Below are 26,999 nucleotides of genomic sequence, written 5' to 3'. Positions count from 1 at the left end.
TATGGAAACCATCATCTGTACGACGTGTGGCGTCGAACAAATCAATCCAGAACGCGAAATTTGTCCGATTTGTCTAGAGGAACGACAATACGTCAATCCGACAGGACAAACGTGGACGAAGCTTACTGAAATGAAAGCCTCAGGAACATATCAAAATGTGATTACAGACGATGGAGCAGGCGTCTATGCAATTCAGACGACACCAGCATTCGGTATCGGGCAAACAGCATACCTCGTCCAAGGAACATCGTATAACCTGTTATGGGACTGCATTACATATCTTGATTCAATAACTATAGAACAGATCAACGAATTAGGCGGGATCCACGCGATTGCATTATCGCATCCGCATTATTACGCGACACAAGTCGAATGGGCAGAAACCTTTGATGTGCCAATCTATATTCATGAGGACGATGCATCATTCGTAACACGACCAAGTGAGCGAATCACTTTCTGGAGCGGTGAACGCTTGGAATTATCAGACGACCTGATCTTACATCGCGTGGGTGGTCACTTTAAAGGAGCAGTCATCTGTGAACGGAAAGATGTATCAGCTGGGTTGTTGTTAACAGGAGACATCATTCGGATCGTTGCCGATCGAGCGTGGGTCAGTTTCATGTACAGCTATCCGAATGTGATTCCACTTCCGGCAAAGACGGTCGAACGGATGGCAGAGTCGCTACGTCCGCTTGCATTTGAGAAATTATACGATGCCTTTCATCGAAAAATTGAAACGGGTGCGTCTGAAGTCGTCGCTCGCTCAGCAGAACGGTATATCGCTGCCTTGAACGGGGACTGGTTCACGACATGAAGTCACGCTTGATCGTCATCCGCGGAAACTCCGGTAGCGGGAAAACGACACTTGCGAAAGCGTTACAATCAGCTTTACCGGATACAATTCTCTTTTCTCAAGATGTTATTCGAAGAGAGATGTTGAACGTCAAGGATGTAGCTGGGAATCCCGCAATTCACTGGATAGAAGATCTAATCATGCTTGCAAACGGACGCCATGCGACGATTCTGCTGGAAGGAATTCTCGCCCAAGATCGGTACGGTGAGATGCTCGATCGGTTAGAACGTCGCTTTGGATCATGCTACGCAGCTTATTATTTTGATGTCTCATTTGAAGAAACAGTTCTTCGCCACGCTTTGCGTCAGCCGACAGAGTTTTCTGAAGTGGACATGAAACATTGGTGGTTGGATCAGGATCAACGAGCATCGGATCGTCTATTTGTCGAAGACTTGTCGTTAGAAGCAATGGTGCAGCAGATAAAGCGAGAGCAGGAAGGGGAACATGAATGACTCACTATATTTTTGATATGGATGGTACGCTGTTTCAAACGAATGCCGTACTGGCTCGTGCGTTAGAAGACGTCTTTCATGATTTACGACAGGAGGGGCGCTGGGAAGGCGAGACACCTCTCGCCCTCTATCAGCAAATCATGGGTGTATCGTTACCAGAGGTCTGGAAGACGTTGCTGCCGGATTTTTCAGCCGCAGACCAACAGGCTGCAGATCTCAAGTTTCGGCGCAGCTTAGAGCAGGCAGTCGAAGCGGGGCATGGTCAGCTTTATCCGGGAACAGTGGAGTTACTGGCTCGCCTAAAACAAGTTGGTCACCGAGTCTTTATCGCTAGTAACGGTTGGCCATCCTACTTATCAGCAATCGTGAGCACATATGGACTTGAAGCGTATATTGATCATGTCTATAGCATTGAAGATATCGCTTCAGGTGATAAATCCGCACTAGTCCGTGAAATTTGTCAGACGCATGATATTACATCAGGCTATGTTGTCGGTGACCGGTTGTCTGATTTCAAAGCGGCACATGCGAACGGATTGGTTGCGATCGGTTGTCAGTTCGATTTTGCGCAAGAGCAGGAACTGGCTGTCGCTGATCGTGTCGTCCAAGAGTTAAGGGCTGTCTACTAAAAGGAGCCGTCTTCATGAAGAAGACGGCTCTTTACTATAGGAATTACTCTGCCCACCAGAGGGCATCTTCCGGTTTTTTCGCAATTGTTGAAACTTCTTTTTCACTGGATACAGTTGGATGCGACCCTTTGAGTGCTTTACCGGCTGTATTTTTAAAGAAGAAGAAGAACGTGACGAATCCGATGACACTGACTGCCGTTAAATAAAAGGCAGGAGCAAGCGGATTTTGAGTCGTATGGACGAGCCATGTTGACACAAGTGGCGTCGTACCACCAAAGATTGAAACCGAGACGTTGAATGTGACGGAAAGCGTCCGGTAACGAACATCTGTATAAAAGATACTTGGCAGTAGACTTGGCATCGTACCTTCAAAGATCGCCAGGAAGAAACCGAGGATGAAGATACCGATTCCGACGAACAAGAGTGGTTTTAGTCCAATCAAGAAGAACGATACGATGGATAGTAATGATAGACCTGCTAGTGCGAACAAGACGATTTTACGATTCCCTTTTTTATCACTTAGTTTCCCGAAGAAATAAGCGAGTGGAATCATGATCACCATAACACCGGTAATTAAGATCGTACTTGTCGAGCTTGACATGCCGATGACTTCATTGAGGTACGATGGCATGTACGATAAGAGCATATAGTTCGTAATATTGAAGAAGGCGACAGCGATGAAGCAAACGATAATATCACGTTTATGATCACGAAGGATTTCGCGGAATGTCGCAGGTTCTTCCGTATTCTCATTAATTTCGTTTTCGAAGATCGGTGATTCATCCAAGTGGCGACGTAAGTAGAGGCCAAACAAACCGAGTGGTGCTCCAAGAATGAATGGGATACGCCATCCCCACGATGCCATTTGATCATCTGATAATGTGACGAAAAGCGTTGTTGCGAGTAACGACGCTAAGATATACCCACCGAGTGTCCCGATTTCAAGTCCACTTCCGAGAGCGCTTCGTTTATTGTCGGGTGACGATTCGGCGATATAGACCATTGCGCCGGCGTATTCACCACCTGTTGAAAAACCTTGCAGGATACGGGCTAACAATAATAGAATCGGTGCCCAAATCCCGATTTGGTCATAGGTTGGTAATAACCCGATGATGAGTGTCGATCCAGCCATCATGACAATCGTTGTCGTCAAGACGACCTTTCGTCCGAGTCGATCTCCAATTCGTCCAAAGACGATTCCGCCGATTGGTCGCATTAAAAAAGCGATCGCAAACGTCGCAAATGTAAAGACAAGCTTCAGTTCATCATTTTCAACAGCACTAAAGAAGTTTTGACTGATGATGATTGCGAGATAGGAATAAAGACCAAAATCGAACCATTCCATCGCATTCCCAATTCCGGTCGCGTAGACACTTTTTTTGGTTTGCTTCATGTCGACGACATTGACTTTTTCTTTTCTGAATTTCATAAGTTCTGTTCACTCCCTTTGATAAGTTCGTATCGTACCATAGCAGAAAATGAAGTCAAGTTGCTAATCTGCTTAATCAGTTGAAAACGACTGAAAATGGCTCTGTGCCGGGAGTTGTCAAACCGTTGCTACTGTAAGGACGAACACGGGTGTGCATTTTTCATGAAAAAAATTGAAAAAAATTTAATTGTTTTCATAAATCAAAAACAAATTTCAGATGTTTTCATAACTAAAAAATCAGTAATCCGTCTGTAGAATGAGGAAATGAAGACCATTTATTGGCAAGTTGAAGATGGAGATGGAAAAGTGAAGGAGAGTGCGTATGAAAAAGAAATGGATAGCGATTGTGTCGATTACTTTTATAGTCATTGCTGGCGGTTGGTATATCGGTTTTCAGGAGTCAACAGTATCAGGATTTCCTGTCCCTCGCTTTGCAACGGTAGTCGAAAAGCAAGGGGAGTTGAAAATCGAAACCCATCTCGTTTCAGAAACAGATGGTCCAGGTGTATTGTATGGAACGTGGATTCGCCAAGCAGGGTGGGAAGAACTTGATCGTGAAGGGGCAACGGCTTGGTATGAAAGAGACGGAAAAGTGATTGCCTTGACGACGTTTGACGGGGAACTCTATCTAGAGGCTTCTAGTAAAGAAGAAATTGGTATATAGAAGGTGCGATTATTTGTGAAATGGAATGGTTGGAGTCTGTTTTTTGCCATAATTTTATTCATCCCAACTGAAATGACAGTAAATATTGAACGAATCATTCGGATAACTGGCTTATCTTACCGGATGTTTTACATATTGGACATTCTGTTGGTTATTTTGTGCATCATCTTATTCTTTAAATCAATCTGCCTTATGCAGGAGGCGATGGTTCGAAGTCGACTCACATGGGCGCTATGTCTCAGTTGGGCACTGTATTTCGTCTTGATGGTGTATGCAATGAGTCGATGGTTTCCCGTCACGCGTCCAGCCGATTTTCCGAGCCCGGTACTTGGTTTATTACTGATTGGCGTATTAATAATCTATCCATTCTGTATAATAGCATTAATTAGTTTCTTAAAAGAAAAAGCGAAATCCGATGAAATGTCTTCACTAAAATGAGGACGATCATCAGATTTCGTTTTTTTTTCGTTTCATTAAAGGAATAATCCGTTTGCTTGGACGACAAACTGCGAGTGTTCGTAATGATACGTAATGACGGAATAGTCGAACGGACGACCATTCGTTAAGTGAAAAACCGTCTCGATTGTTAATCCAGGATCACCTTCTTGAAGTTCGAGGTGTGCTGCAGATATAGCGTTGAGTTTTCCTACATGCATGTACATATCAGAAAATCCGATGTTCAATTGCAATGCCGTCTCTAAGTATTCGAAAATCGACTGCTCGACGATTTCGCGATTTAAATACGGGACGATCGATTGGCGATAATAGGATTCCTCAAGGCACAGGATCTTGCCGTCGATATAGCGAATCCGCTTGACGTAATATACCGTCTCACCCGAATCGATACCAAGATTTTTGGCGATGCTCTCCGTTGCAGCGAGTTGATCGAGTGCTAGTACGGACGATTCAATCGTATGGTCGACAAGGTTCTGCTTAAAGCCTTGTGTAGAAAACAGACGAATGTAGCCAGCGCGGTTCGTCTTCCGGACAAAAATGCCGCTTCCTCTGACTTGAAAGATGATCCCTTTTCGTTCGAGTAATTCGAGTGATTTTGTCATCGTCGTCTTACTGACAGCGAACTGGCGAATTAATTCTTCGAGAATGGGGAGTTTATCGCCTTGCTTTAACTCATGTTGTTCTATGTATTGCTCGATTTCATCAGCAGTCTGTTGATATTTCAGCATAGGACACCTTCTTTTCTTACGAACTTTTTCTTCGTTCAGTATAGCATAAGCTATCTTTTGATTAATATAATGTTCAATTAAATTATTTATGTATTGATTAATTGTTCATGTACAATTAAAATGAAAGGGTATTCAACGCGTCATATTCAGGGGAGGTCACAATATGGGTAAGGTTCGCGATTATCAACGACTGGCGCACTCGATTTTAGAAGCCGTCGGTGGAGAAGAGAACGTCATCAGTGCTGTTCGATGCGCTACACGGCTTCGTCTTGTCTTAAAACGATCGGACCCGGCAGCGAAAGAAACGGTCAGTACATTACCTGGCGTCATTACAGTCGTCGAGTCAGGAGGACAGTTTCAAATCGTCATTGGTCAACACGTAGGTGAAGTCCATCAAGAATTTCTGAAGCTCGTCAATCTTGATCAGCCAGAAGCGGAAGAGGCACCGAAAGGGACGGTCCTCAACCGAATCATTGCAACGATGTCAGCCGTTTTTGCACCATTCGTCTATATCTTGGCTGCAGCGGGGATTCTGCAGGGAACTTTGATTTTGACGACACTTGCTTTTCCGGCATTCGCAAAGACGGGTACCTATGAAGTCTTCAGTTTTATCTCATGGGCACCATTCACGTTCTTACCGATCTTCATTGCCATTACGGCAGCGAATCATTTTAAGGTCAACGCCTTCATCGCTGTTGCCTGTAGTGCGGCACTGGTCAGTCCGACGTGGGCGGACATCGCGACGCGTATCACTGCTGGTGAATCCATCACGTTTCTAGGAATTGCTTTATCCGGAACAACCTATACGTCATCCGTGTTACCGCCATTATTCCTCGTCTGGATTCTGTCTTATGTCGAAAAATTCCTGAACAAGACGATCCATGAAGTCATTCGTCCATTGTTCGTTCCGTTCTTCAGCATGGTGTTAATGGTTCCACTTACGATTCTATTGATTGGACCGATTACGACACTTGGTGCAGAAGGGATTGCAAACGGGTATAACTACTTAGCAGAGAATGCTCCTGCGGTCGCTGGTCTGATCATTGGTGGCTTCTGGCAAGTCATCGTCATCTTCGGTGTTCACTGGGGTGTCACGCCGATGGTTCTCGCGAACTTCGAGCAATACGGTCGCGATTCGTTCCAAGCGTATCAAACGATTGCTGTCATCGCTCAAATTGGTGCCGTCATCGGCGTTATCTTAAAAGCACGAAATAAAGAAACGAAAAAAGTTGGTGTCTCAGCCGGATTGACGGGTATTTTCGGGATCACAGAACCAGCCATTTATGGCGTGACGCTTCGCTTTAAGAAGCCCTTCATCTATGGTTGTATCTCTGGTGCAATCGGTGCTGTCACGGCGAGTTTCTTTAAACCGTATTACTTTGCCTATGCCGGATTACCGGGACCATTGACACTCGTCAACGGAATTGATTCTGACTACCCGTCGTCCATCATCGGTTTATTGATTGGAACAGCGATTGCCTTGATTCTGCCGATTGTTTTGATTCAAGTATTCGGTTTTGGTGAACAAGCAGCACCTGTCGTCGCGACTGAAACGACAGCGACACCTGTAGCTGAACAAGAAGTCAGTGCGACACTGACGAACGAAGAGACGTTGCGTGCACCGCTTGAAGGAACAATCGTTGCCTTATCGGATGTACCAGATCCCGTCTTTGCTTCGGGGGCAATGGGTCAGGGAGTAGCGATTCGTCCAACAGGCAATGAGGTGACGGCACCATTTGAAGGAACCGTCGTCATGATTGCCCCATCTGGTCACGCAATCGGGCTACGGTCAACGAGCGGCGTCGAAGTTTTGATCCATGTCGGTCTCGAGACGGTGACGCTTGACGGGAAGCCATTTACGCTCCACGTGAAAGAAGGTGAAGCGGTGAAGACCGGTGATCGATTGGTGACGTTTGATGCTACAGCGATTGAAGCGCATGGACTCGAGACGATTACGCCGATCATCATCACGAACACCCAAAGTTATGCGCAAATCTTGCCGACGGACGAGACCGTCACGACGGCAAATACACGGATTTTAACAATCATCAAGTAAGAGAAATAGAAGGAGGACATGAAGATGAAGACATTACCAAACGATTTTCTATGGGGTGGTGCGCTAGCAGCGCATCAATTCGAGGGTGGCTGGAACGCTGGTGGCAAAGGACCGAGCGTCGTTGATGTATTGACGGCAGGAGCACACGGCGTCGCACGACGTATCACGGATCAGGTAGAGGAGAATGAATTCTATCCGAACCACGAGGCGATTGATTTTTATCACCGTTATAAAGAAGATATCGCGCTATTCGCTGAAATGGGACTGAAGTGCCTTCGGACATCGATCGGTTGGAGTCGGATTTTCCCGAACGGAGACGAAGCGGAACCGAACGAAGAAGGGCTCCAGTTCTATGATGACGTCTTCGATGAATTACTGAAATATGGCATTGAGCCAATCATTACATTGTCGCATTTTGAGATGCCACTTCACCTTGCGCGTGAATATGGCGGTTTCCGTAATCGGAAAGTGGCGCTGTTCTTCGAGAAATTCGCAGAAGTCTGTTTCACGCGCTATAAAGACAAAGTTAAGTACTGGATGACGTTCAACGAAATCAACAACAAGATGGACGTTAGCAATCCATTATTCCTCTGGACGAATTCTGGTGTCTTACTCGATCCGGAAGAAAACGCGATGGAAGTCATGTATCAAACGGGACATCATGAGTTGCTCGCGAGTGCGCTTGCCGTTGCCAAAGGAAAAGCGATCAATCCGGACTTTAAGATTGGAGCAATGGTTTCACACGTACCAATCTATCCGTACTCATCGCACCCGGAAGATATTCTGCTTGCTGAAACATCGATGCGTCAGCGTTACTTCTTCCCGGACGTCCAAGTCCGTGGTTATTATCCGTCTTACGCATTGAATGAGTTCAAGCGGGAAGGGTATAATATTCCGATTTTAGACGGTGATTCGGAAATCTTACGCAACGGAACTGTTGACTATCTCGGATTCAGTTACTACATGTCGACGACCGTCAAACATGATGCTGTCGTCAATAACACGGGTAACATCGTCAACGGTGGTCTCGCAAACGGTGTTGAGAATCCATACATCCAGTCGAGTGACTGGGGCTGGGCGATTGATCCGGTCGGTCTTCGTTACGCGATGAACCGTCTGTATGACCGGTACCAGATTCCGTTGTTCATCGTCGAGAATGGTTTTGGTGCGATTGATACAATCGAGGATGGTCAGATTCATGATACGGCGCGAATTGATTACTTGCGTGCACACATCGAAGCGTTCAAAACAGCCGTCCTTGAAGATGGCGTTGAGCTAATCGGGTATACGCCGTGGGGCGTCATTGATATAGTCTCCTTTACGACAGGGGAGATGAAAAAACGCTACGGTATGATTTACGTCGATCGAGATAACGAAGGGAACGGAACGATGGAACGAATGAAAAAGGATTCGTTTGACTGGTATCGTCACGTTATTGAGACGAATGGTGCTGCGTTACACGGTTCAGAGACAGCAAAATGATGAAGCGAGGCGACGGAAAAATCCGTTGCCTCTTTTTTTAAAAGGATTGGAATGAAAAAGAGGATAGGTATGGCACACTAGAGAAAAACGGAGGACAGGTAGATGATAAAAAAACGCTATGCCGATCGGCGTGACTGGCATCGTATTATACAGCGACACTATGTTCAAGAACAGGTCGAGAATGAAGTGTTTCAAGGGCAAGTGACGCTTCTTCAGCTTATTGAAGTCGCTTCACCATTAGATGTCCGTTATGGTGACGAAACGATTCGAATCGCTGATGATGGTTACGTCTGGGTACAACAATTTCCAAACGATGCTCATCACGCGGTGACCTCGATGTTTGATGCTTCTGGTCGGTTAGTTCAGACCTATGTCGATATCTGTCTTCGTACTGGGGTCGAGGACGGACGTATTTACTGGGAGGATCTATTTCTCGATCTGATCGCTCTGCCGTCGGGACAAGTCTTACTAGTCGACGCGGATGAACTGGAAGCAGCACGGGAGCAAGGGGATGTCTCACAAGCAGACTACGCGCTCGCTTGGGCGGAGGCAAAACGGCTCCAGAAACAACTAGAAGATGGATCTTTTCATCTCGTCGCACATGCCGAAGTTATGAAAAAACGTTTAGAACAGCAACTCAAACAGGGAACCTCGCGCTGACTGGGTTCCCTGTTTTTAAGCATGTTGTTCTTCTTTGACTTCTTCCGTTGTGAAATACCGTTGTTTTCTCGGGAGGAGAACCATTCCAAGAAAGCAGATCGTCACGATCACGAGGAGACCAGCAAATAGGATTGTACTAAAGCGAATCGACCAAATATCACCGAGTAGACCGATACTGACAATCGCTATAATTTGTAGCAGACTGACACCGACACCGTATAGACTTGTAAAGCGTCCCATCAAGTGAAGCGGAATGTTCGTCTGTTGGAAGGTCAGAAAACCGGTACCTGCGAATGCGTGAAAACATCCGAGCAACAGGAAACCGGTGCAGACGATTGAAAACGAATCTGCAACTGCGTACAGCATGTAACCGATAGCGACAAACGTATATCCAATCGTTAATAATGTTCGAACGGAGAGCGTTTTGGCATAACGGGCGACGAACCAGCTACCGGTAACAGAACCGATCCCTGTCAAACTCATCAACAAACCGTAGTCGGTTTCTGATAAACCGATGCTTCGCTGTAAAAAGACGACTTCCTGTGTATCGAGTGCAAGTGTCGCAATCATCATCAGCATCGCGAGGATATACAGTCCGGTCATATAACGCGCGTCTTTACTGAACTGGTAGACAAGCCGCCAATCGGACAGGACGTCTTGCAGCTTCATCCCTCGTTCAATTGAAGCGGAAAAATGCGGCAGCCGCATCAACAGAACAGCTGACACGAGAAACGAGATTGCGTTGAGCCAAATGGCAAGGTCAGCAGATGCAATATAAAGCAGTCCACCAGCGAGAGCCGGACCAATCAAAAAGGCACCTGACGTGATCAGACTACGATAGGCATTAAAAGATATCCGGTCTGTTTGCGGAACAAGCGTCGCGACGTAGGTTAAGGTAGCGGGTTCGACGACTGCTTTGATGACAGCTAAGGCAATCAAGTCGATGTAAAGCATCGATAACGGTAGAAACGGCAAAATACCGATTAAAAAAGCACGCAATAAATCAGTCTGAATCAACAGGCGGCGTAAGTCGGAGCGGTCGACCCAGCTACCAGCGAACGACTTGATAACGAGGGAGACGACAGGGCTGATGATCCAAAGCACAGCGACAGCGGATGCGGAGCCAGTCAAGCGATAAATATAGACGTTGATCGCAACGAGATAAATGAAGTCGCCGAACTGCGAAATACCAAGCGCACTTAAGAGAGTCCGTTCCCGAGAAGTCATGACAGCATCCTTTCTTACATCATTTTCCAATAGTATACCAGAAAATTCTGATAACGTTTTCGTATATCTCTATACTTTTTATCAAAGAGTGGGTATACTTGGAAAAAATCAAGGGAAGAAGGGTTCAATCATGTTATCAACGGTTGATTTATATCAGGCATTACCTGTACTCGAAACAGAGCGGCTTCGTTTACGTTCGGTTCGCGCTGGAGATGCAGCAGATATCTATGCCTATACAAAAGATGAAGAGACAGCGCGGTATGTCAGTTGGCATGCCCACGAAACCCTCACAGATTCCGAGAAATTCGTCGAATATATTCTTCGACAATATGAACAAGGAAATCCAGCCCCTTGGGCAATCGAAGACAAAACAAGCGGTCGAGTTATCGGCACGATTGACTTCATTAAAGTCTCGTTTGAGCAACAGCAAGCAGAACTCGGTTATGCGTTGTCGCGCGACTACTGGGGGAAGGGTTTGATGCCGGAAGCAGCAGCGCGTCTCGTGCAGTATGGTTTTGAGACACTCGGACTCGAGCGTATTCAAGCTCGCTGTTTTGTTGCGAACGATGGATCAGCGCGTGTCATGGAAAAGATCGGTATGACGTTTGAAGGTGTCTCTCGGAGTGCTTTATACGTTAAAGATCGTTTCTGGGATTTAAAGATTTATGCGATCACGCGCAGTGATTACGAAGGGAATTAAGTAAGATGGGTTCACGGCTAATGCATGCTTACATCGGACAACGATTGATTACGTTACTTCCGGAACTAGAACCTGCTCGATTCCTTCTCGGAACAGTCGCGCCGGATGCCCGTTACGGCGACAAGGAGCAAGCCCACTATTATACGGGTGAATTAGAGAGTGGAACACGAGCAATTGATTACGAGACATTTTGGGGAGAATCAACTTCATGGAATCAATCATTTCGGTGTGGATATTACGTTCATCTGATAGCAGATGATATTTGGTTACGCGGTTTTTATATGAGTTGGTTACGGCAAGCGATCGTAACAGACTCCTCAATCGGTTCAAGATATCATAATGATTTCCGCAGGTTTAATACGTGAATTGCTTCGTTCGTAAGTTGGGATGAGCAGGCACTATTCGGAGTGCTTAATGAGGTACGTATGCAGTCGAGATGGAAAGCACTTCCGCATTTCATTAGAGAGGTAGAGGAGGATCGACGAACCGTTCTGCAACAAGAATATGAGATTTTGTTACCGCATCAATTGGACGGCTATATCGAAACAGCGATTGAACGGTCCATTCATCACTTACGTAAAAAAGGTGTAAGGGTCGATATATCAAAAGCATCATCGCCGAACGATTGATATGATCCATCTTATGGTTCCAAATACTATGTAGCAAAATCCGTTCAATAGACTAAACCACATCAGGTTAATCAGACTTTCTAAACCATCAAACCAATCCTAAGATGGTGTGACGAATAAAACAAATAGTAAAGATACCATATGACGATATGACGAATGAACGCATCTGTTAAGAATAGGATGCGTTTTTTCTATATTCATCATTCATTTTAATTTGTTATGAACAGATTTATCTGGCAAAGGTTAAACAATAAGAGAATCAATTTTTTTATTTTAATTCAAAGCAAAACACTCGGAATAAGATTGGGTCTATGTTATACTAAAAATAAGAAAAGTAAGGAAGTAAGGAATACAAGAAAAATACAGAAAGAAGGAAGTTCGTGATGGAGCTATCAAAGTTAACGTCAAAAGGACAGATCACCATCCCTAAAAAAATTCGGCAAGCCTTGCAAGTAGAGGAAGGAGATCGCGTGGCATTCATTGAGGAGGACGGATTTGTCATCATGGCGAAAGCGGATTTGAAACAGCTGCATGACCTTCAAGATATATTGAGTGATGAGACATTCAAAGCACTCATCCACAAAGCGAATCATCATTTGTAAAATCAAAAAAGGAGGAAATAACAGATGGATATGCGCGAAGTAGACTTACCAGGAATCGGACGGAAGTTTGAAGGCATCACAACACGAGGAGATAAGGTGGTCGTCATCGTCCACGACGACGGACGCCGAGAGATGCATCATTATGATGATGATGATTTTGATGAGAGCATCTCGAGTGTGACATTTAATGATGCAGAAGCACGTCAGATGGCAGGAATTCTCGGAGGATTATCCTATAAGCCGAAGGACCTTGAAAAGATTGAACTAGCGTTTGATGATCTCGTCATCGAGTGGTTCAAAGTCGGTCAAGATTCAAAAGTCAACAATCGGACGATTGGTGAACTCGATGTCCGTAACCATTACGATATTTCAATCATTGCGGTGCTTAAGCATGACCGTTCGAAGTCACTCAACCCGGGACCAGATACACGACTTGAAGCCGGTGATACGATCGTTCTGTCAGGAGAACGTCAAAACATCCGTCACATCACGAAAGCATTATTCTCAATCGAAGGAGGCGGATAATATATGGATCATCTCATATTTGAAGTCGGTACCGCGCTTATCTTAGTGGCGATCGCGGCATTGCTCGCGAACAAACTTAACTTCTCGATCATTCCATTTTTAATCATTTTAGGAATGATTGTTGGACCGCACGCTCCGACAATCGGGATACTAGACTTCAAGTTCATTGAAAGTGCTGAGTTTATCAGTTTCCTCGGACGAATCGGCGTTCTGTTCCTCTTGTTCTATCTTGGACTCGAGTTCTCGATTGGTAAATTGATCCGATCTGGAAAATCAATCGTCACGAGTGGAACGATTTATCTATCAATTAACTTTACCGGGGGTCTCTTATACGGATTCATCGCCGGATTCCCACTGTATGAAGTGCTCGTCATCGCCGGAATTATCACGATCTCCTCGAGTGCGATTGTCGCAAAAGTCCTGGTCGACTTACGCCGGACTGGTAATACCGAGACCGAGCTGATTCTTGGGATCATCATGTTCGAGGACATCTTCCTCGCGGTCTACTTGTCGGTTTTATCCGGACTCCTTCTCGGTGGTGGGACAACATTGCTCGCGTCACTTACCTCAATTTTAATCGCCCTCGGCTATATGTTGCTGTTCTTCATCGTTGCTCGGAAAGCGACACCACTTTTAAACAAAATGCTGAAAATTGCTTCGGATGAAGTCTTCATCATCGTTGTTTTTGCATCTCTGTTCTTCATCGCTGGTTTTTCAGAAACGATCCATGTCGCAGAAGCAATTGGTGCCTTGTTACTCGGTCTCGTTTTCTCAGAAACCGATCAAGGCGAACGGATCGAACATCTCGTCGTACCGTTCCGTGATTTCTTCGGTGCCATCTTCTTCTTCAGTTTCGGATTAAGTATCGATCCGACGATGCTCCTTGACGCCGTCTGGCTCGCTCTCGGTGCCGTCGTCATCACGATCATCGGAAACTATGTTGCCGGTATGATTGCGGGCCGTAAAGCCGGATTATCGCATAAAGCATCTTCAAACATTGGCTTGACGATCGTCTCGCGTGGTGAGTTCTCGATCATCGTCGCGAATCTCGGAATCGCCGGTGGATTGATGGATATCTTGTCACCATTCTCGGCTCTGTATGTCTTAATTCTCGCAATCCTCGGACCATTGATGACGAAGGAATCAAAACGGATTTACAACGTCATGAATAAAATCTTCAAATGGACGGAACCGAAAGAGAAAAAGGCAAAGAAAAATGCATAATACGATGTAAACGGACAGCCAGTTCGGATTTCACGAACTGGCTGTTGTTTTGTTTAATTCAAGACATCATATGTCGCCATCAGGAATTGTCCCGATTGACGACTGTCCTTCAAGCGAAGTTTCGTCTCAACAGTTCCTTCTGGAAATAACGGGATACCCGTTCCGAGAATGACAGGGGCAATCGCGAGTTCGATTGAACTGACGCACTGTAATCGTAGCGCTTCTTGAATCAATTCGCCGCCACCGACGAGCCAGACTTTTCCTTCAATTGTCGGTGTGATTCGCTTGAGTAATTGATCAAGCGGTTCATCGGTGAAGGTCACAGACTCGGACGTTCGTGGAGTTCGACTGTATACATAACTCGGGATATCTGCATATGGATACGTCTCGCTGAGTTTCAAGACGTCATCATACGTTTTCCGACCCATGATGACGGCGCCAATCTGTTCATAAAAATTTTGATAGCCATTGTCCCCGTCTCCAGCAACAGCAAATAACCAGTCAAGGGAACCATCATGTCTGGCAATTTTCCCATCAAGACTGCAAGCGATATAGAGTACGGTCGTAGAGTGAGACATTATTATTCCTCCTTAAGAATTGTATAAAGTTATCTTAGCGTATAATGACGACAAAAGATGTCGTCATTCAAGGAGGAAAGTTATGAATATAAGACAATGGCGGTTAGTCCGTTATTTAAATCGTGGAGAACGCGTCTCTGCCCGAATACTGGCAGAAGAGTTCGACGTGTCGATCCGGACGATCCAACGAGACATGACGGTGCTTGAAGCGAATGGTTATCCGATCTATAGTGAACCGGGTGTGGCGGGCGGGTACCGGATGCTACCGCACCGAAATATGCCACCGCTTGTCTTAACGAATGAAGAAACAATCGTCTTGTTCATTTTACTCGAATGGGTCGGGCAGATTCCTGATTTTCCATTTGGGGAAATCAGGCAGGAAGTCGCAGAACGCTATGCGAATGAGTTACCAACAATGACGGAACAACAGATTGTAAGGTGGCAAAAGCGTTTTCGCTTTCAAGCAGTGGATACACCACCGTCACCGCAAAATCCAGCGTTACTGGACCTGTTAGAGAGCGGACAGATGGGGAATATTCTCTATGAGACGATAAAAGGTCAAAAATCGATCGTAGTGGATCCAATCGGCTTATCGTTTGAACATAATCGTTGGTATTTTTATGGACGGACAGACCGTGGATTGCGTCAATTCCGTGTCGATCGAGTTCTAGACGTATCGCTTCATGACTTGCCAGCGAATGATTTGAACTTTTCTGACCTAGAACTGAACATGACGCACGTACCGATGACGACCATAAAACTAGAAATATCACCTTTAGGCGAGCGATTGCTAGAAGGAGTATTGCCTTCTCAAAGGGAACATACATGGCAAATTCCTACTGAGGAGCTCGCTTTTTTAGGACGACAATTGATGCGGCTCGGTCCGGAAGTTCGAGTCCTAGAACCACAGGAATTCCGAGAACAATTGATTCGTCAAGCAGAAGAAATGATTGCTGTGCAACGATCCGATAAGACGTTCGGACAGGATCGTTAAAAAAACTATGTTAGGATATAGGTAGAAAGAAACAATAGAGGAAGGGGTCTTCCATGGAAACACTATCACTTATTTTATTGATGCTTGCGCTCATCCTACTGACGCAAGTCATCGGACATTACATTCGTTTCATCCCAACGGCTTTGATTCAAATTATTGCCGGAACCGTTGCCGCTCTTCTAATGAGTGGCTTTACAATCGAGGTCGAATCCGAGTGGTTCCTCCTATTATTCATTGCGCCATTGCTTTATAACGATAGCTCTCATTTTCCGCGTGAAGATTTATGGCGGATGCGAACAGCAATCTTCGGTAATGCGATCATCCTCGTCTTGTTGACGACAATCGTCGGAGGATACTTCATCAATTGGTTGATTCCGGTCATTCCAGTAGCTGCTGCGTTTGCCTTAGCAGCGATTTTATCACCGACGGATCCGATTGCCGTCAATGGGATTGCAAAACGCGTCCAGATTCCAGAACAGATTTTAACACTCGTTCGCGGAGAATCGCTGATCAATGATGCATCGGGATTAGTTGCGTTCAGTTACGCCGTTGCTGCTGTCGTCACAGGTTATTTCTCGATTCAGAGTGCGACGACAGAGTTCTTTTATATGTTCTTCGTTGGAGCGTTGATCGGATTGTTAATTTCGCTCGCGATGAACTTTCTCAAGGTTCGCTTGCGTCGAGCGGGTATTGAAGATGTCGTCTTCTACGCTTTACTGCAAATCTTGACACCATTTATCATCTTCTTCGTTGCTGAAGAAGGATTTCATGCGTCAGGCGTCATTGCCGTCGTCACAGGTGGTATCTTACACGCCTTGATCAAAGAGCGAACCGAAACGTTCTTTGCACAAGAGCAAACATTGACGGATAACATTTGGACGATGATCGCCTATACCTTAAACGGGATCATCTTCTTGTTACTTGGTTTGACATTGCCTGAAGCAACTCGGGAAATTTTTGCAGATGATGCCATCAACAATTGGCGTCTGATGTTATACGTCATCGAGATTGGTTCGTTTATCCTCGCGATCCGCCTTGTTTGGACGATGTTCTTCAACTGGTTTGATCATCGCTTCTTCAAAAAAGAAGATCGTGATCACCGTCGACCATCGTTTAAACAAGATTTGATCACAACACTTGTCGGAGTACGTGGAACGATCACGATGGTCGGTGTCCTGTCGTTGCCATTTTTGACAGAGTCCGGCGAAGCCTTCCCGGAACGTTCGCTAATCATCTTCCTTGCGGCGGGCGTCATCATCTACACGCTCGTTCTTGCAACGATTCTCTTACCAGTCTTGAACCGTGGTGAGGCGGCAACACCGATCCCACTCGACTTGAATGCTCAAAAACAGCGGATGATTCGTCGTGCGATTTCGGAAATCAAACAAGTAACAGACGAAGAGAACGCAGTCGTTGCGTTCGATCTCCTCAATGAGTATCATGTAATGCTCCGGTTACTTCGTGCCCAAGAAAAAAGTCAGGAAGAGCTCGATCAATTCAATGACCAATTGAAAGCACTTCGTCTTGAAGCTGTCCAGTGGGAAAAAGAAGAATCAAAGCGTTTTGTCGCTGAACACAAGGTGCCTGATTTGCTGAAGAAGGATGTCTTCCGCTCAATCGAAAATCGTCGTAAGGCAATCGGCAAGGATTCGCGCTTCCAGATCGTTCAGCCGATTCGTAAATTGTGGTGGAAACGCAAACGATCAAACATGTCGTCTGATGCGTTGATTCAAATGACACAAGTCGAGCATGAACTGTATGAAAAGGTAATGGGCACAGTGATCGAACGCCTCGAGAATTGCCGCACGTCTTATCCACCAGACGTCGTTCAAAGTGTGCTCGAGTTCTATAAACGACTTCGCTTCAAACATACGCGTTGGTCGTCACCAATTGGTGGTAAGGATGTCGATCAGCAGAAGGAAGAGCTCTGCTTGAAAGCCATCGAAGTCCAGCGTCTTGAAATCGCCAATATGTCGAAAGAAGGGGATCTCTCGAACGAAGAGGAGAAGGAATTACGCCGCTTCATTCATTATATCGAGAGCGTTGTTCTCTACGAATACGTGGAATAACTATTAGGTAATTTGTTTTCAAAAAGGTTAGTTGCAATAAAATTAGGTGCACGTTTTCTCTGAAGAGAATCGTGCACCTTTTGTTTGTCTCGAATTAAATCAACTGTAGCGTTTTTTGGACTGCCCAGCGTTGATGTGCGTGGAATAAGCCTTCTATCGCAGAAACGGGGTCAATCCATATTAATTGGTGATCGTCTTCGATGGGGTCATGTATGCTTTGTCCAGCATGGCAATGATAGAAATACCCTTCATTCAAGTAATACGTCGTTTCATTTTGTGAATAGAAATATTGACTTGCCTGTCCGATGAAATTACTGATTTCGATCTCCATTCCGGTTTCTTCTAGTACCTCTCTTGTAAGACATTCTTCATGTGTTTCATGTGCCTCGATTCCGCCACCTGGAAGAAAGAGTTTGCCGTCACTTTTTTGAATGATGGCGATTTTATTGATTTGAGTGTCGATCACGATAGCATAAACAGCTGGTCTTGTTATGTAGCGTTGATTCTTATCTTTTTGACCAAAGGTGATGACGTTCATTCTTTAATCACTCCTTTTCGTAAAAACATTTGAATCCAATCATACCTTATAAAATAGTATGCAAGTATGAGTCATACAAAAAACCCTCATTTCACTCAAGAAATGAGGGGTGACCTAGGAGTGAAGAGCATTCGTTTCAAACGTATCGCTAAATCGATTAACCGAGTGACAAGTATTTAACTTCGAGATAATCTTCGATGCCGTAGACGCCACCTTCACGGCCAAGACCACTCTCTTTATAGCCACCAAATGGAGCTTGTGCAGCAGATGGCGCGCCATCGTTTAGACCAACGATTCCGTATTCGAGTCGTTTTCCGAGCAGTAACGCTTCATCGATGCGTTCTGAGAACGCGTAAGCTGCAAGTCCGTATGGTGTGTTGTTCGCCCGTTCGATGACTTCATCGAGTGTCTCAAAGACAGAGATTGGTGCGAGTGGACCAAACGTTTCTTCCTGCATGCAGAGCATATCTTCTGTGACATTCGCAAGAACGGTTGGTGTGACGAAATGACCAACTGATTCGTCAATCGTACCACCTGTCAGGATTGTTGCACCTTTTGCGACAGCATCATCGATATGTGCTTTGACTTTCGCGACAGCTTTCGCATTGATCAATGGACCAACTGTCGAATCAGCGTCCATGCCGTTACCGACTTGCAGTTGTTTGACGGCAGCTGTGAATTTTTCCGTAAACTCGTCAAGAACAGACGCTTGCACGTAGAAACGGTTCGTTGCGACACAGGCTTGACCACCGTTGCGGAATTTCGAGCGCATCGCACCTTCGACGGCTTTGTCGAGATCCGCGTTTTCAGTGACGATGAATGGAGCATGACCGCCGAGTTCAAGTGATAGTTTTTTCATCGTATCGGCTGCTTGACGCATGATCAATTTCCCAACGGCTGTTGAACCTGTGAACGTGATTTTACGAACACGGGAATCGGCTTGCCACACACCACTGATTGTTGCCGCGTCACCTGTTAGGACGTTGATGACACCTTTAGGGATACCTGCTTCTTCTGCTAGTTCAACGAGGCGAAGTGCCGTGAACGGTGTCTCTTCCGACGGTTTAAGGACGATCGTACAACCCGCTGCAAGAGCCGGTGCAAGTTTACGTGTGATCATCGCTGCTGGGAAGTTCCATGGTGTGATTGCTGCGACGACACCGACTGGTTCTTTCTCGACGAAGAGTCGTTTCCCCGGAACAGAAGCAGGAATCGTTTCACCGTAAATCCGGCGTGCTTCTTCTGCGTACCAACGCACGTATTGATTACCGTAATCAACTTCGCCGAGTGCTTCGATGTACGGTTTCCCTTGTTCCGTCGTCATGATCCGTGCGAGTTCCTCACGATGTTCGTTGATCAAGCGATACCACGCGTCAACCAAGTTCGCTCGTGTATCTGCTGTTTCGTTTGACCACTTCACAAATGCCTCGCTCGCTGCGTCAACAGAACGCTGTGCGTCTTCCGCTGAGCTGGCCGGAACATGTCCAAGCAACGTTTTTGTTGCTGGGTCATAGACCGGAATCGTTTCTGTTGTGTCGTACCATTCACCATTAATTAAGTTCTTTTCAATCATGTTATTGCACCTCCGTGAATTTCATTACGTCCTTTATTAAACACCTCATCCGTAATGAACGGAAGTTCCGCTTTGGATGGACAGTCATAACGAAACGGAATGACTCAGAAAAGTAGTTAATCGACTGAACAATCGGGAATAGTTAAAATAAATGGAAATGAAAACGTCGAAATTGATAAAGGGGTCGAAAGTCATGAAACGGAAATGGATCATTGGCGGTGTGGCGCTGAGTCTACTACTAAGTGGATGTGGAGAGAAAGAAGTCGTCGAGAAGAAGTCTGTAAAACCACGCGAGACACAGCAAAAAAGACAAATCTCACAACAGTCATACATAGAAAAGACAATACAGCGTGCTGAGCGTTACGCTTCTCAATACGATTATGCGCGAGCGATTAAGGTGTTAAAGCCTCTTCGGACAAAAGAGACAATTCAGAAGTCGGAAGAATATGAACAGGCGAAGCAGTCGCTTGTCACTATAACAAAACCAGTGCCACACCTCTTTTTCCATTCTTTGATTGCAGATCCAAAACAAGCATTCGACGGCGACCGGAAGGAAGCAGGATACGACGATTATATGGTGACGCAACAGGAATTCGAACGGATATTAGACGCTTTATACAAAAAAGGCTATGTGCTTTTACGACCGACGGATTTAGCAAAAGACGTGCAAGGCAAAATCGTTGAGACGCCGATTCGTTTACCGAAAGGAAAACAGCCACTCGTACTGTCGCAGGATGACGTCAATTATTACGAATACATGGAAGGGGATGGATTTGCGAAGAATTTAAAAGTGAAGGACGGCAAAATTGTCAATACGATGGTCGGAAAGCCCGATGGTGCCTATGATCTCGTACCAATCGTTGACGCGTTCGTCCAGTCCCATCCTGACTTTTCGTATAAAGGCGCGAAAGGGTTGCTCGGAATCACAGGCTATAACGGAGTGCTCGGGTATCGTTCTTCTTACAACCAATACGGGCACAATGAAAAGGTCGAAACGACACGAAAACAAGCGAAGCAGACAGCCGTCGCATTAAACAAGGACGGCTGGCAGTTCGCGAGTCATACGTACGGACATATCTGGGTCGGAAAAGAGTCAGTTTCTACGATCCGTGCGGATTTAAAACGCTATAAACAGGACGTAGAACCATTGATCGGAAAAACAACGCAACTGATTTATCCATATGGCAGTGATGTCGGGGATTGGCATGATTATTCGGGTGAGAAATATCGTTTACTCATCGATAGTGGTTTCCGTTATTTCTTCAATGTTGATGCGAGTCAACATGCGTGGAAACAAGTTGGTCCCGACTACTTCCGCCAAGCTCGGATCAATGTTGACGGGATTCGTTTACGTCAAGCCGTTGCTGGAAAGACGAACGTACTCGATCCGTTCTTTGATGCGAAAGAAATTTTTGATTCAGCACGGCCAGAACGGAAGTGAATGTTTGAAAACTAGTAGAATCCATCGAGTAAAGCAATTAAAACGATAGTGGCTGCGTCCCGTCCTGATCCGTAAATTGATAGAACTTCGCGAGATCTGCAACGAAGACGGCTTGCCCAGAATAACGGCTCACGTCGTCATCTGCGATTAGCGCTGCAACAGCTCGTCCGATATAAGCAGTCGATTCGGTCGCAGCACTCGCGAATCCGGCATCGACGACTCGTTCCGTCCGAATGAAACCGGGACAAAGTGCGATGACGGAGATAGTCGTTTGATCTAACTCACTTGCCATGACGTGCGTCATTCGATTGATCGTTTGCATTGCTAGATCATAATAGAGATTCCCGGCTACTTGATCTGGAGTGAATGACGTCAGATTGACGATAAGCGCAGCTGGACTCTGTTGAAGTAATGGCATTGCAGCGCGAATCGTCCACACGTATGCTTTTGGTCCGGCGGACATCATCGCGTCCCAGTGTTCTGGTGGTCGCTCCCAAAACCGTCGACCGGTTCCGGAAGGCAAGTGGCTTTCGGAACCACCAAACACACAATTGACGAGGAGGTCGATTCGACCATGTTGACGTCGAATCTGTTGAACTAAACGATCGATGTCTGTTTGATTCGTGTGGTCACATACGACTGAGATACCAAGTCCGCCACGTGCCGTGACTCCAGCAGCCGTCTCCTCGATCGTCTCGCTTCGGTTGTCCGTCGTCTGTTCGACCGTACTCCGTCCCGTGACGTAAACGATCATCCCGACGTCACCTAAAGCATAGGCGATTCCACGTCCGGCACCACGGGAGGCTCCTGCGACAAGTGCGATTTGTTTGAGTGTAGTAGGCATGATGGAGCTCCTTTCAAATACGAGAAGACGGATGGGCATGTGAGCATCCGTCTTCTTCTGATTTAAAAACCCTTAATCGTCATCCCGCCATCGACATAAAGTGTTTGTCCGGTCACGTAACGGGCAGCGGCAGATGATAAGAAAACAGCTGGACCAACGAGCTCTTCTAATTCACCAACCCGACCGAGCGGTGTCACGTCAACGATTTCCTGCAGATATGTAGGATCTTTTAGTAAGGGTTCCGTCAGCGGTGTTTTAAAATACCACGGTCCGATTGCGTTGACACGAATGTTTTGTGGTCCCCACTCGAGGGCTAACACTTTCGTCATCTGAATCATCGCCGCTTTCGTCGTCGCATATACGACACCGGTCCGTAAGGCGACGTGGCCCGCGACGGAGGCGATATTGAGAATACTTCCACCTGTCTCTTGCATCCGTTTCCCGACTTCCTGAGCAAAGAAGAAGGCAGATTTCAGATTAGTCTGATGAATCGTTTCCCACTCGTCTTCCGTTACGTCAAGTGCCTTCGAGCGAATGTTCATTCCGGCGTTATTGACGAGCCCGTCAATCTGCGGCACTTGTTCATAAGCACGAGCAACCGTCTCGATGACTTGTTTCCGGTCAGTGATGTCGCATGGGAGTATGTAAGCCGTTCGACCGAGGCGTTCGATTTCTTGTGCCGTCTCCTTCAAATCTCGTTCCGTCCGGGCGACGAGAATGATGTCAGCACCAGCTTCTGCCATCCCGATAGCGAGCGCCCGTCCAATACCTCGCCCAGCCCCTGTGATGAGAAATGTCTGATCGGTTAACGAAAAACTTGGAAGATACATGATGTCACGTCCTTTTAATGAGAGTCACCACTTACTCTAATGAAAAATTGACTGAAAAGAAAGAAAAATCACTCCGAGGTAGAATGGAGATGGTAAAATATTGAAAAGGAGGGATAGGATGAAACGTGGGTTAGTTGTGACATTATGTATAGCACTCGTAAGCCTTGCTGCGATTCAATTGGTCGGTACGGAAGTTTACCGTTATTTCTTTTATGAACCGGCATCTTATGAAATGCGCTTTATGGCGAACGATGGTGAAGAAACGAACATTAAACCAAAAGTAGAGAAAAAACCGAAAAATGAGATACAGAGCAGCGGGGAGGATGGGGATACTTTAGGTATTACTACCTTCTACGTCATTGTCGGTCTTGTCATACTACTGATCGTCTTCTTCAGTGTACGTTACTTCATGAAGCGATGGCGAAAGCGACGGAAACGAGAGAACGTAGCCGACGATTTAATGGATCCACCGCCGCTGTTTACTCCAAAGCGTTCGATGAAACAAACGTTTATCGGTGAAGAATCAGAGTCAGAAATTCGTCGCCTGTTGCAAACGTTCGATCGGCAACTGACACGACAAAAACGCCGCCGCTCCGAAGAGACGGTCGGCGAATGGTTACAGCGGATTGATGTCACGCTCGATCCATCGATCTATCATCTTGTCCGGTACGGTGAGACACCGGACTCGGCGATTTCACAAGATCAGGTCGATGATTTGAGACATGAACTACAAGTGCACCTTCAGCGCGACTGACCGAGTAAATCAAGCAGGATCGCATGATGGGAGGCGTCTCGTGAGACGAGTGACAATTCGCGGACGACATCAAACCCGTCGACCGGTAACGTCTTGATTTCAGGTGACAGTCCATCTTGGAAAATCTCCGGCAATAGAGCGATACCAAGTCCTGCACGGATGAAACCGAGGACGCTTGATCCGAATTCCATCTCATTTTCTGATTGATAGACAGCACCTCGCTCGATGAACGCGTCCTTTAAGATGTTCGTCGAATCGCAATCAATCGGAAGCGATAAGAAAGAGGCATCTCGAATTTGATCAAACGCTACAGACGTACAACTCGTGAATCGTTCATCGTCTCGATGCACGTAAAGTAAAAAGTTCTCCGTATACAAATGCGTCGTATGATACGGATGGACATGGTGACGATCGTCGAGTAAGACAGCATCGTATCGGCGTTCTTCAAGACCTTGCATCAAATCGATCGTCGTATGCGCCGTCTTCAACTTGAGATCCGGAGCCGTCGCTTGACGCGAGACGTGACGCGGGAGATACGTCATCGCGACGCTTGGCCATGATCCGAGCGTTAAGGTCGTCCGTTCGTTGATCGTACCGATCCGTCGTTTCATCTGATCGATCCGGTCAAGCAGTTCACGGCTCTCTTCAAAGACGATTTCGCCAGCTGTCGTCAACGTGACACCATGTGCCGAACGGTGTAACAACGAGACGTCGAGTGCACTCTCAAGACTTTTGATTTGTTTACTTAACGCCGGTTGCGTCATATGCAGTACTTCGCTTGCTTTCGTCAGGCTACCGGTCTCCGCGGTGACGAGGAATGCTTCCATCCATTCGGTCTTCATTGGTTCACGCTCTTTTCATACAGGTTGTTTAGAACGTACGCCATTTGAACGCATCTGACAATCATTTTGCATTTTCTATATTCTTAGTTTGGAATATTCTAAATTGGGAATATATAAAATAAAGAGGTGAACGGATATGAATGATCGGATACCAATACGATTCTCAGCTCTCGGAGACGCGACACGGCTCCAACTCATTGAAGCGTTACGAAACGGTCCTCGCTCCGTCAATGAGTTAGCTGAACAACTACACTTACGCCAACCGCAAACCTCGAAGCATTTGAAGCTGTTGCTTGACGCGGAACTAATCACTGTCGAACGGCAGGCGAATCGTCGCTTGTATAGCCTTCGCCCAGAAGCGTTTCGAGAGCTCGTCATGTGGAGCAACTCGCTTGTACAAATGGAAGCCCGCATGCATCGTCTAGACGCACATTTGAAGCAGATTCAGCCGAACGTGAAGGGAGACGGGACGAATGAAAAAGGAATTGAAGACTTCGATTGAGGGAAAGACGCTACGAATGGAATGGACGTGCGAGGCGCCACGAGATAGCGTCTTTGCCGCATTCACGGAAAAAGAGCAGCTCGAAGCGTGGTGGGGACCGGAAGGCTGGGAGACGATGATCAAGACGTTTGAGTTCCAACCGGGTGGTGTATGGCATTATTGCATGCGCTGTGTTGATCCGGCGCAAGGTGACTTTTACGGAATGGAGTCGTGGGGAAAAGCGATTTTCAGACATATCCATGCTCCGAACACGTATAGTCATGCCGATTATTTCTCGGACGCGTCAGGAGCGATCTCTGAACATTTGCCAGGAAGCGAGAATGTCACGACATTCCTCGACCACGGGGAGACGACGTTGATCGTCTTCGAGTCGACCTATGAGACAGAAGCAGCCGTGCAAGAAGTACTCGGTATGGGGATGAAGGAAGGCTTTACGTCGCAACTGTATCGCCTTGAACGATTATTAACGAAACGTTGAGAAGGAGTCGGTGAGGGATGCGGAAGCTCGGTCTTATAGTATGTCTGCTTTGTTTAGCCGGTTGTGGAAAATATACGATGGAAGAGGCGAAAGAGAATGGCGACATCATCGTCCAGAATGATGTTACGAACAGCGACCGATTCGAGTCCTTTTTAAAGAAGTCAACGCAAGGCAAATCAGATCAGATCCGCATCACGGCATTTACGACTGAAGGAGACCCGGTATTGTATGACGTCAAGTATGATGGCAAGTCGTATCAATACACGTCTGATTCATCGCGTGATCAATTCGGTACGACAGACGATGATCGTAAAAACGAAGTCTGTAAGAGACTCGTCAAGACAACTGAGAAGGAACAGTCGGTCTATACGTTACGCCAATGTGCTAAAGGAGCGGATCATGAGCTCTTACGATTGCCAAAACAATAATCAAAAAGGATCGTGTCCCGTCGAATCAATCAGCGGGCACGATCCTTTTTATTCGATGTCGAGACGACGTAAAGCTTCGCGCCAACTGGAGAAGCGCTCAATCAACAACGTCAGTGAAGGTGCTTGGTGCGCTCGCGCCCACTTGGCATATTGTTGACTCGTTAGAAGCGGTCCATGTGTGGCTGCAGCTTGTTGAAGAGCGTCTAAGCAGTCTTGATTGGTGAAGAAGCCGTTCGAGGTGAGATCGAAGTGTGCCAAGGCCTTTTTCCAGGTTCCGAACCGACGAATGATCGTATTCGCACTCAGCATCTCGGGGTGTAGATCTCGCAATTCCGTGTAGGAGCGAATCGTCATGTTCGTTCCTTTTTGAGCGACATAAAAGGCGACGCTCTCTTCGATCGACCACCGCTTCGTTCGCTTGACCGCAGCCGGACGGTTCAACGTCATGCGTTCTTTCGTCGATAAATGGGAAGCCTTGACGATTCCGGCTCGTTCTAATAGGTGTGCCCACGAACCGAATCTGGCGTTGATTTCTTCAAGCGAAGGGTAAGGAAGTTGAGCTGCTAACTTTTGATAATGGGTAGCTTTCATAGGTGAATGGTGCATTTGATGAAGACCTTGAATCAAGCGGATGATCTTCTCATCCGTTGCTAAGGCGGAAGTGGAAGTCGGATGTTGACGCATGCAAGATATCTCCCTTTTGAATGGTTGTTTCAATTACAGGCTAGTGTAGCATGAGGGATTGCGAGAACATACTAACAATATCGTAAGGTAAGAAAAATAGCGCATTTTTATCCAGGAAATACAGGAAA

31 protein-coding genes are annotated in these 26,999 nt (G+C 46.3%); 21 read left to right on the top strand and 10 right to left on the bottom strand.

Annotated elements, in window-relative coordinates; translation table 11 throughout:
• The first annotated feature begins 1 nt into the window (after position 1).
• Genes ADM98_RS10910 through ADM98_RS10900 form a run of 3 tightly spaced genes read left to right on the top strand, consistent with a single transcriptional unit; the run spans position 2 to position 1,934 of the window.
• Entirely contained in the window at positions 2 to 814 is an 813-nt protein-coding gene (locus ADM98_RS10910) for an MBL fold metallo-hydrolase (protein ID WP_053453531.1), read from the top strand.
• A complete protein-coding gene (locus tag ADM98_RS10905; protein ID WP_053453530.1) occupies positions 811 to 1,305 on the top strand; it encodes an AAA family ATPase in 495 nt (164 codons plus the stop codon). The genes ADM98_RS10910 and ADM98_RS10905 overlap by 4 nt, the downstream gene beginning before the upstream one ends.
• On the top strand, positions 1,302 to 1,934 hold the full coding sequence (locus ADM98_RS10900; RefSeq protein WP_053453529.1) for an HAD hydrolase-like protein: 633 nt from the start codon (positions 1,302 to 1,304) through the stop codon (positions 1,932 to 1,934). The genes ADM98_RS10905 and ADM98_RS10900 overlap by 4 nt, the downstream gene beginning before the upstream one ends.
• A gap of 43 nt (positions 1,935 to 1,977) precedes the next feature.
• Here ADM98_RS10900 and ADM98_RS10895 read toward each other — a convergent pair whose 3' ends face one another.
• Positions 1,978 to 3,363 (bottom strand): MFS transporter, encoded by a 1,386-nt coding sequence (locus tag ADM98_RS10895; protein ID WP_053453528.1) that lies wholly within the window; start codon positions 3,361 to 3,363, stop codon positions 1,978 to 1,980.
• Between the two features lie 322 nt (positions 3,364 to 3,685).
• Between ADM98_RS10895 and ADM98_RS10890 the strand changes: the two genes are divergently transcribed.
• Complete coding sequence (locus tag ADM98_RS10890; protein ID WP_053453527.1) at positions 3,686 to 4,027, top strand: hypothetical protein; 342 nt, start codon at positions 3,686 to 3,688, stop codon at positions 4,025 to 4,027.
• A 204-nt stretch (positions 4,028 to 4,231) separates the two neighbouring features.
• Positions 4,232 to 4,465, top strand: coding sequence for a hypothetical protein (locus ADM98_RS17250; protein WP_152910972.1), 234 nt, complete (start codon positions 4,232 to 4,234; stop codon positions 4,463 to 4,465).
• Between the two features lie 35 nt (positions 4,466 to 4,500).
• Here the strand turns inward: ADM98_RS17250 and ADM98_RS10880 are convergent, their stop codons facing one another.
• Positions 4,501 to 5,211: a GntR family transcriptional regulator gene (locus ADM98_RS10880; RefSeq protein WP_053453525.1), complete on the bottom strand. Its 711-nt coding sequence runs from the start codon at positions 5,209 to 5,211 to the stop codon at positions 4,501 to 4,503.
• A gap of 163 nt (positions 5,212 to 5,374) precedes the next feature.
• Between ADM98_RS10880 and ADM98_RS10875 the strand changes: the two genes are divergently transcribed.
• The 3 genes from ADM98_RS10875 (at position 5,375) to ADM98_RS10865 (ending at position 9,409) form a co-directional block, all read left to right on the top strand.
• Complete coding sequence (locus ADM98_RS10875) at positions 5,375 to 7,267, top strand: beta-glucoside-specific PTS transporter subunit IIABC (protein ID WP_053453524.1); 1,893 nt, start codon at positions 5,375 to 5,377, stop codon at positions 7,265 to 7,267.
• Positions 7,268 to 7,291: 24 nt separating this feature from the next.
• A complete protein-coding gene (gene bglA / locus ADM98_RS10870) occupies positions 7,292 to 8,749 on the top strand; it encodes a 6-phospho-beta-glucosidase BglA (RefSeq protein WP_053453523.1) in 1,458 nt (485 codons plus the stop codon).
• Positions 8,750 to 8,851: 102 nt separating this feature from the next.
• Positions 8,852 to 9,409 (top strand): DUF402 domain-containing protein, encoded by a 558-nt coding sequence (locus tag ADM98_RS10865; protein WP_053453522.1) that lies wholly within the window; start codon positions 8,852 to 8,854, stop codon positions 9,407 to 9,409.
• Between the two features lie 15 nt (positions 9,410 to 9,424).
• Here the strand turns inward: ADM98_RS10865 and ADM98_RS10860 are convergent, their stop codons facing one another.
• Positions 9,425 to 10,636: an MFS transporter gene (locus ADM98_RS10860; RefSeq protein ID WP_053453521.1), complete on the bottom strand. Its 1,212-nt coding sequence runs from the start codon at positions 10,634 to 10,636 to the stop codon at positions 9,425 to 9,427.
• 130 nt (positions 10,637 to 10,766) lie between these two features.
• Here ADM98_RS10860 and ADM98_RS10855 point away from each other — a divergent pair, with 130 nt between their 5' ends.
• From ADM98_RS10855 to ADM98_RS10830, 6 genes are all read left to right on the top strand, one after another.
• A complete protein-coding gene (locus tag ADM98_RS10855) occupies positions 10,767 to 11,336 on the top strand; it encodes a GNAT family N-acetyltransferase (protein ID WP_053453520.1) in 570 nt (189 codons plus the stop codon).
• A 5-nt stretch (positions 11,337 to 11,341) separates the two neighbouring features.
• Complete coding sequence (locus ADM98_RS10850; protein WP_053453519.1) at positions 11,342 to 11,701, top strand: zinc dependent phospholipase C family protein; 360 nt, start codon at positions 11,342 to 11,344, stop codon at positions 11,699 to 11,701.
• A 60-nt stretch (positions 11,702 to 11,761) separates the two neighbouring features.
• Positions 11,762 to 11,965, top strand: coding sequence for a hypothetical protein (locus tag ADM98_RS10845; RefSeq protein ID WP_053453518.1), 204 nt, complete (start codon positions 11,762 to 11,764; stop codon positions 11,963 to 11,965).
• A 383-nt stretch (positions 11,966 to 12,348) separates the two neighbouring features.
• The gene (locus ADM98_RS10840; RefSeq protein ID WP_035407592.1) at positions 12,349 to 12,567 is read left to right on the top strand and encodes an AbrB/MazE/SpoVT family DNA-binding domain-containing protein; all 219 of its coding nucleotides are present in this window, start codon (positions 12,349 to 12,351) and stop codon (positions 12,565 to 12,567) included.
• A gap of 24 nt (positions 12,568 to 12,591) precedes the next feature.
• Entirely contained in the window at positions 12,592 to 13,092 is a 501-nt protein-coding gene (locus tag ADM98_RS10835; protein ID WP_029341865.1) for a cation:proton antiporter regulatory subunit, read from the top strand.
• Positions 13,093 to 13,095: 3 nt separating this feature from the next.
• The gene (locus ADM98_RS10830; RefSeq protein WP_053453517.1) at positions 13,096 to 14,316 is read left to right on the top strand and encodes a cation:proton antiporter; all 1,221 of its coding nucleotides are present in this window, start codon (positions 13,096 to 13,098) and stop codon (positions 14,314 to 14,316) included.
• Between the two features lie 53 nt (positions 14,317 to 14,369).
• Here ADM98_RS10830 and ADM98_RS10825 read toward each other — a convergent pair whose 3' ends face one another.
• Positions 14,370 to 14,894, bottom strand: coding sequence for a dihydrofolate reductase family protein (locus tag ADM98_RS10825; protein WP_053453516.1), 525 nt, complete (start codon positions 14,892 to 14,894; stop codon positions 14,370 to 14,372).
• A gap of 82 nt (positions 14,895 to 14,976) precedes the next feature.
• Here ADM98_RS10825 and ADM98_RS10820 point away from each other — a divergent pair, with 82 nt between their 5' ends.
• Together ADM98_RS10820 and ADM98_RS10815 are read left to right on the top strand one after the other, a co-directional pair.
• Positions 14,977 to 15,888 (top strand): helix-turn-helix transcriptional regulator, encoded by a 912-nt coding sequence (locus ADM98_RS10820; protein ID WP_053453515.1) that lies wholly within the window; start codon positions 14,977 to 14,979, stop codon positions 15,886 to 15,888.
• A 53-nt stretch (positions 15,889 to 15,941) separates the two neighbouring features.
• Positions 15,942 to 17,957, top strand: a complete 2,016-nt coding sequence (locus ADM98_RS10815) for a Na+/H+ antiporter (RefSeq protein WP_053453514.1) — start codon at positions 15,942 to 15,944, stop codon at positions 17,955 to 17,957.
• Between the two features lie 94 nt (positions 17,958 to 18,051).
• Here ADM98_RS10815 and ADM98_RS10810 read toward each other — a convergent pair whose 3' ends face one another.
• Together ADM98_RS10810 and ADM98_RS10805 are read right to left on the bottom strand one after the other, a co-directional pair.
• The gene (locus ADM98_RS10810; protein WP_053453513.1) at positions 18,052 to 18,495 is read right to left on the bottom strand and encodes an NUDIX hydrolase; all 444 of its coding nucleotides are present in this window, start codon (positions 18,493 to 18,495) and stop codon (positions 18,052 to 18,054) included.
• 157 nt (positions 18,496 to 18,652) lie between these two features.
• The gene (locus ADM98_RS10805) at positions 18,653 to 20,068 is read right to left on the bottom strand and encodes an NAD-dependent succinate-semialdehyde dehydrogenase (RefSeq protein WP_053453512.1); all 1,416 of its coding nucleotides are present in this window, start codon (positions 20,066 to 20,068) and stop codon (positions 18,653 to 18,655) included.
• A gap of 193 nt (positions 20,069 to 20,261) precedes the next feature.
• Between ADM98_RS10805 and ADM98_RS10800 the strand changes: the two genes are divergently transcribed.
• Positions 20,262 to 21,509: a polysaccharide deacetylase family protein gene (locus ADM98_RS10800; RefSeq protein WP_053453511.1), complete on the top strand. Its 1,248-nt coding sequence runs from the start codon at positions 20,262 to 20,264 to the stop codon at positions 21,507 to 21,509.
• A 37-nt stretch (positions 21,510 to 21,546) separates the two neighbouring features.
• Here the strand turns inward: ADM98_RS10800 and ADM98_RS10795 are convergent, their stop codons facing one another.
• Positions 21,547 to 22,353 carry an SDR family NAD(P)-dependent oxidoreductase gene (locus ADM98_RS10795; protein ID WP_160315942.1) on the bottom strand — a complete coding sequence of 269 codons (807 nt, stop codon included), beginning with the start codon at positions 22,351 to 22,353 and terminating at the stop codon, positions 21,547 to 21,549.
• Between the two features lie 62 nt (positions 22,354 to 22,415).
• Positions 22,416 to 23,183: an SDR family NAD(P)-dependent oxidoreductase gene (locus tag ADM98_RS10790; RefSeq protein WP_053453510.1), complete on the bottom strand. Its 768-nt coding sequence runs from the start codon at positions 23,181 to 23,183 to the stop codon at positions 22,416 to 22,418.
• Positions 23,184 to 23,301: 118 nt separating this feature from the next.
• On the opposite strand from ADM98_RS10790, the gene ADM98_RS10785 reads away from it, so the two are divergent.
• Positions 23,302 to 23,937, top strand: coding sequence for a hypothetical protein (locus ADM98_RS10785; RefSeq protein ID WP_053453509.1), 636 nt, complete (start codon positions 23,302 to 23,304; stop codon positions 23,935 to 23,937).
• On the opposite strand, the gene ADM98_RS10780 is transcribed toward ADM98_RS10785, so the two are convergent.
• Positions 23,925 to 24,779, bottom strand: coding sequence for a LysR family transcriptional regulator (locus ADM98_RS10780; protein WP_053453508.1), 855 nt, complete (start codon positions 24,777 to 24,779; stop codon positions 23,925 to 23,927). The two genes, ADM98_RS10785 and ADM98_RS10780, sit on opposite strands and share 13 nt — an antisense overlap.
• Before the next feature lie 136 nt (positions 24,780 to 24,915).
• On the opposite strand from ADM98_RS10780, the gene ADM98_RS10775 reads away from it, so the two are divergent.
• The 3 genes from ADM98_RS10775 to ADM98_RS10765 are packed head-to-tail and all read left to right on the top strand — an operon-like array spanning position 24,916 to position 26,187.
• Positions 24,916 to 25,281 (top strand): ArsR/SmtB family transcription factor, encoded by a 366-nt coding sequence (locus tag ADM98_RS10775; protein ID WP_053453507.1) that lies wholly within the window; start codon positions 24,916 to 24,918, stop codon positions 25,279 to 25,281.
• Entirely contained in the window at positions 25,253 to 25,759 is a 507-nt protein-coding gene (locus ADM98_RS10770) for an SRPBCC family protein (protein ID WP_053453506.1), read from the top strand. The genes ADM98_RS10775 and ADM98_RS10770 overlap by 29 nt, the downstream gene beginning before the upstream one ends.
• A gap of 17 nt (positions 25,760 to 25,776) precedes the next feature.
• Entirely contained in the window at positions 25,777 to 26,187 is a 411-nt protein-coding gene (locus ADM98_RS10765; RefSeq protein WP_053453505.1) for a DUF4362 domain-containing protein, read from the top strand.
• Positions 26,188 to 26,235: 48 nt separating this feature from the next.
• Here the strand turns inward: ADM98_RS10765 and ADM98_RS10760 are convergent, their stop codons facing one another.
• Positions 26,236 to 26,871, bottom strand: coding sequence for a homing endonuclease associated repeat-containing protein (locus tag ADM98_RS10760; protein ID WP_053453504.1), 636 nt, complete (start codon positions 26,869 to 26,871; stop codon positions 26,236 to 26,238).
• Positions 26,872 to 26,999: the final 128 nt, after the last annotated feature.

This window comes from Exiguobacterium sp. BMC-KP (genome assembly GCF_001275385.1).
Taxonomy (GTDB): Bacteria; Bacillota; Bacilli; order Exiguobacteriales; family Exiguobacteriaceae; genus Exiguobacterium_A.
The sequence above is the reverse complement of the archived record's forward strand: the minus strand, read 5'-3'. Positions and strand labels throughout refer to the sequence as shown.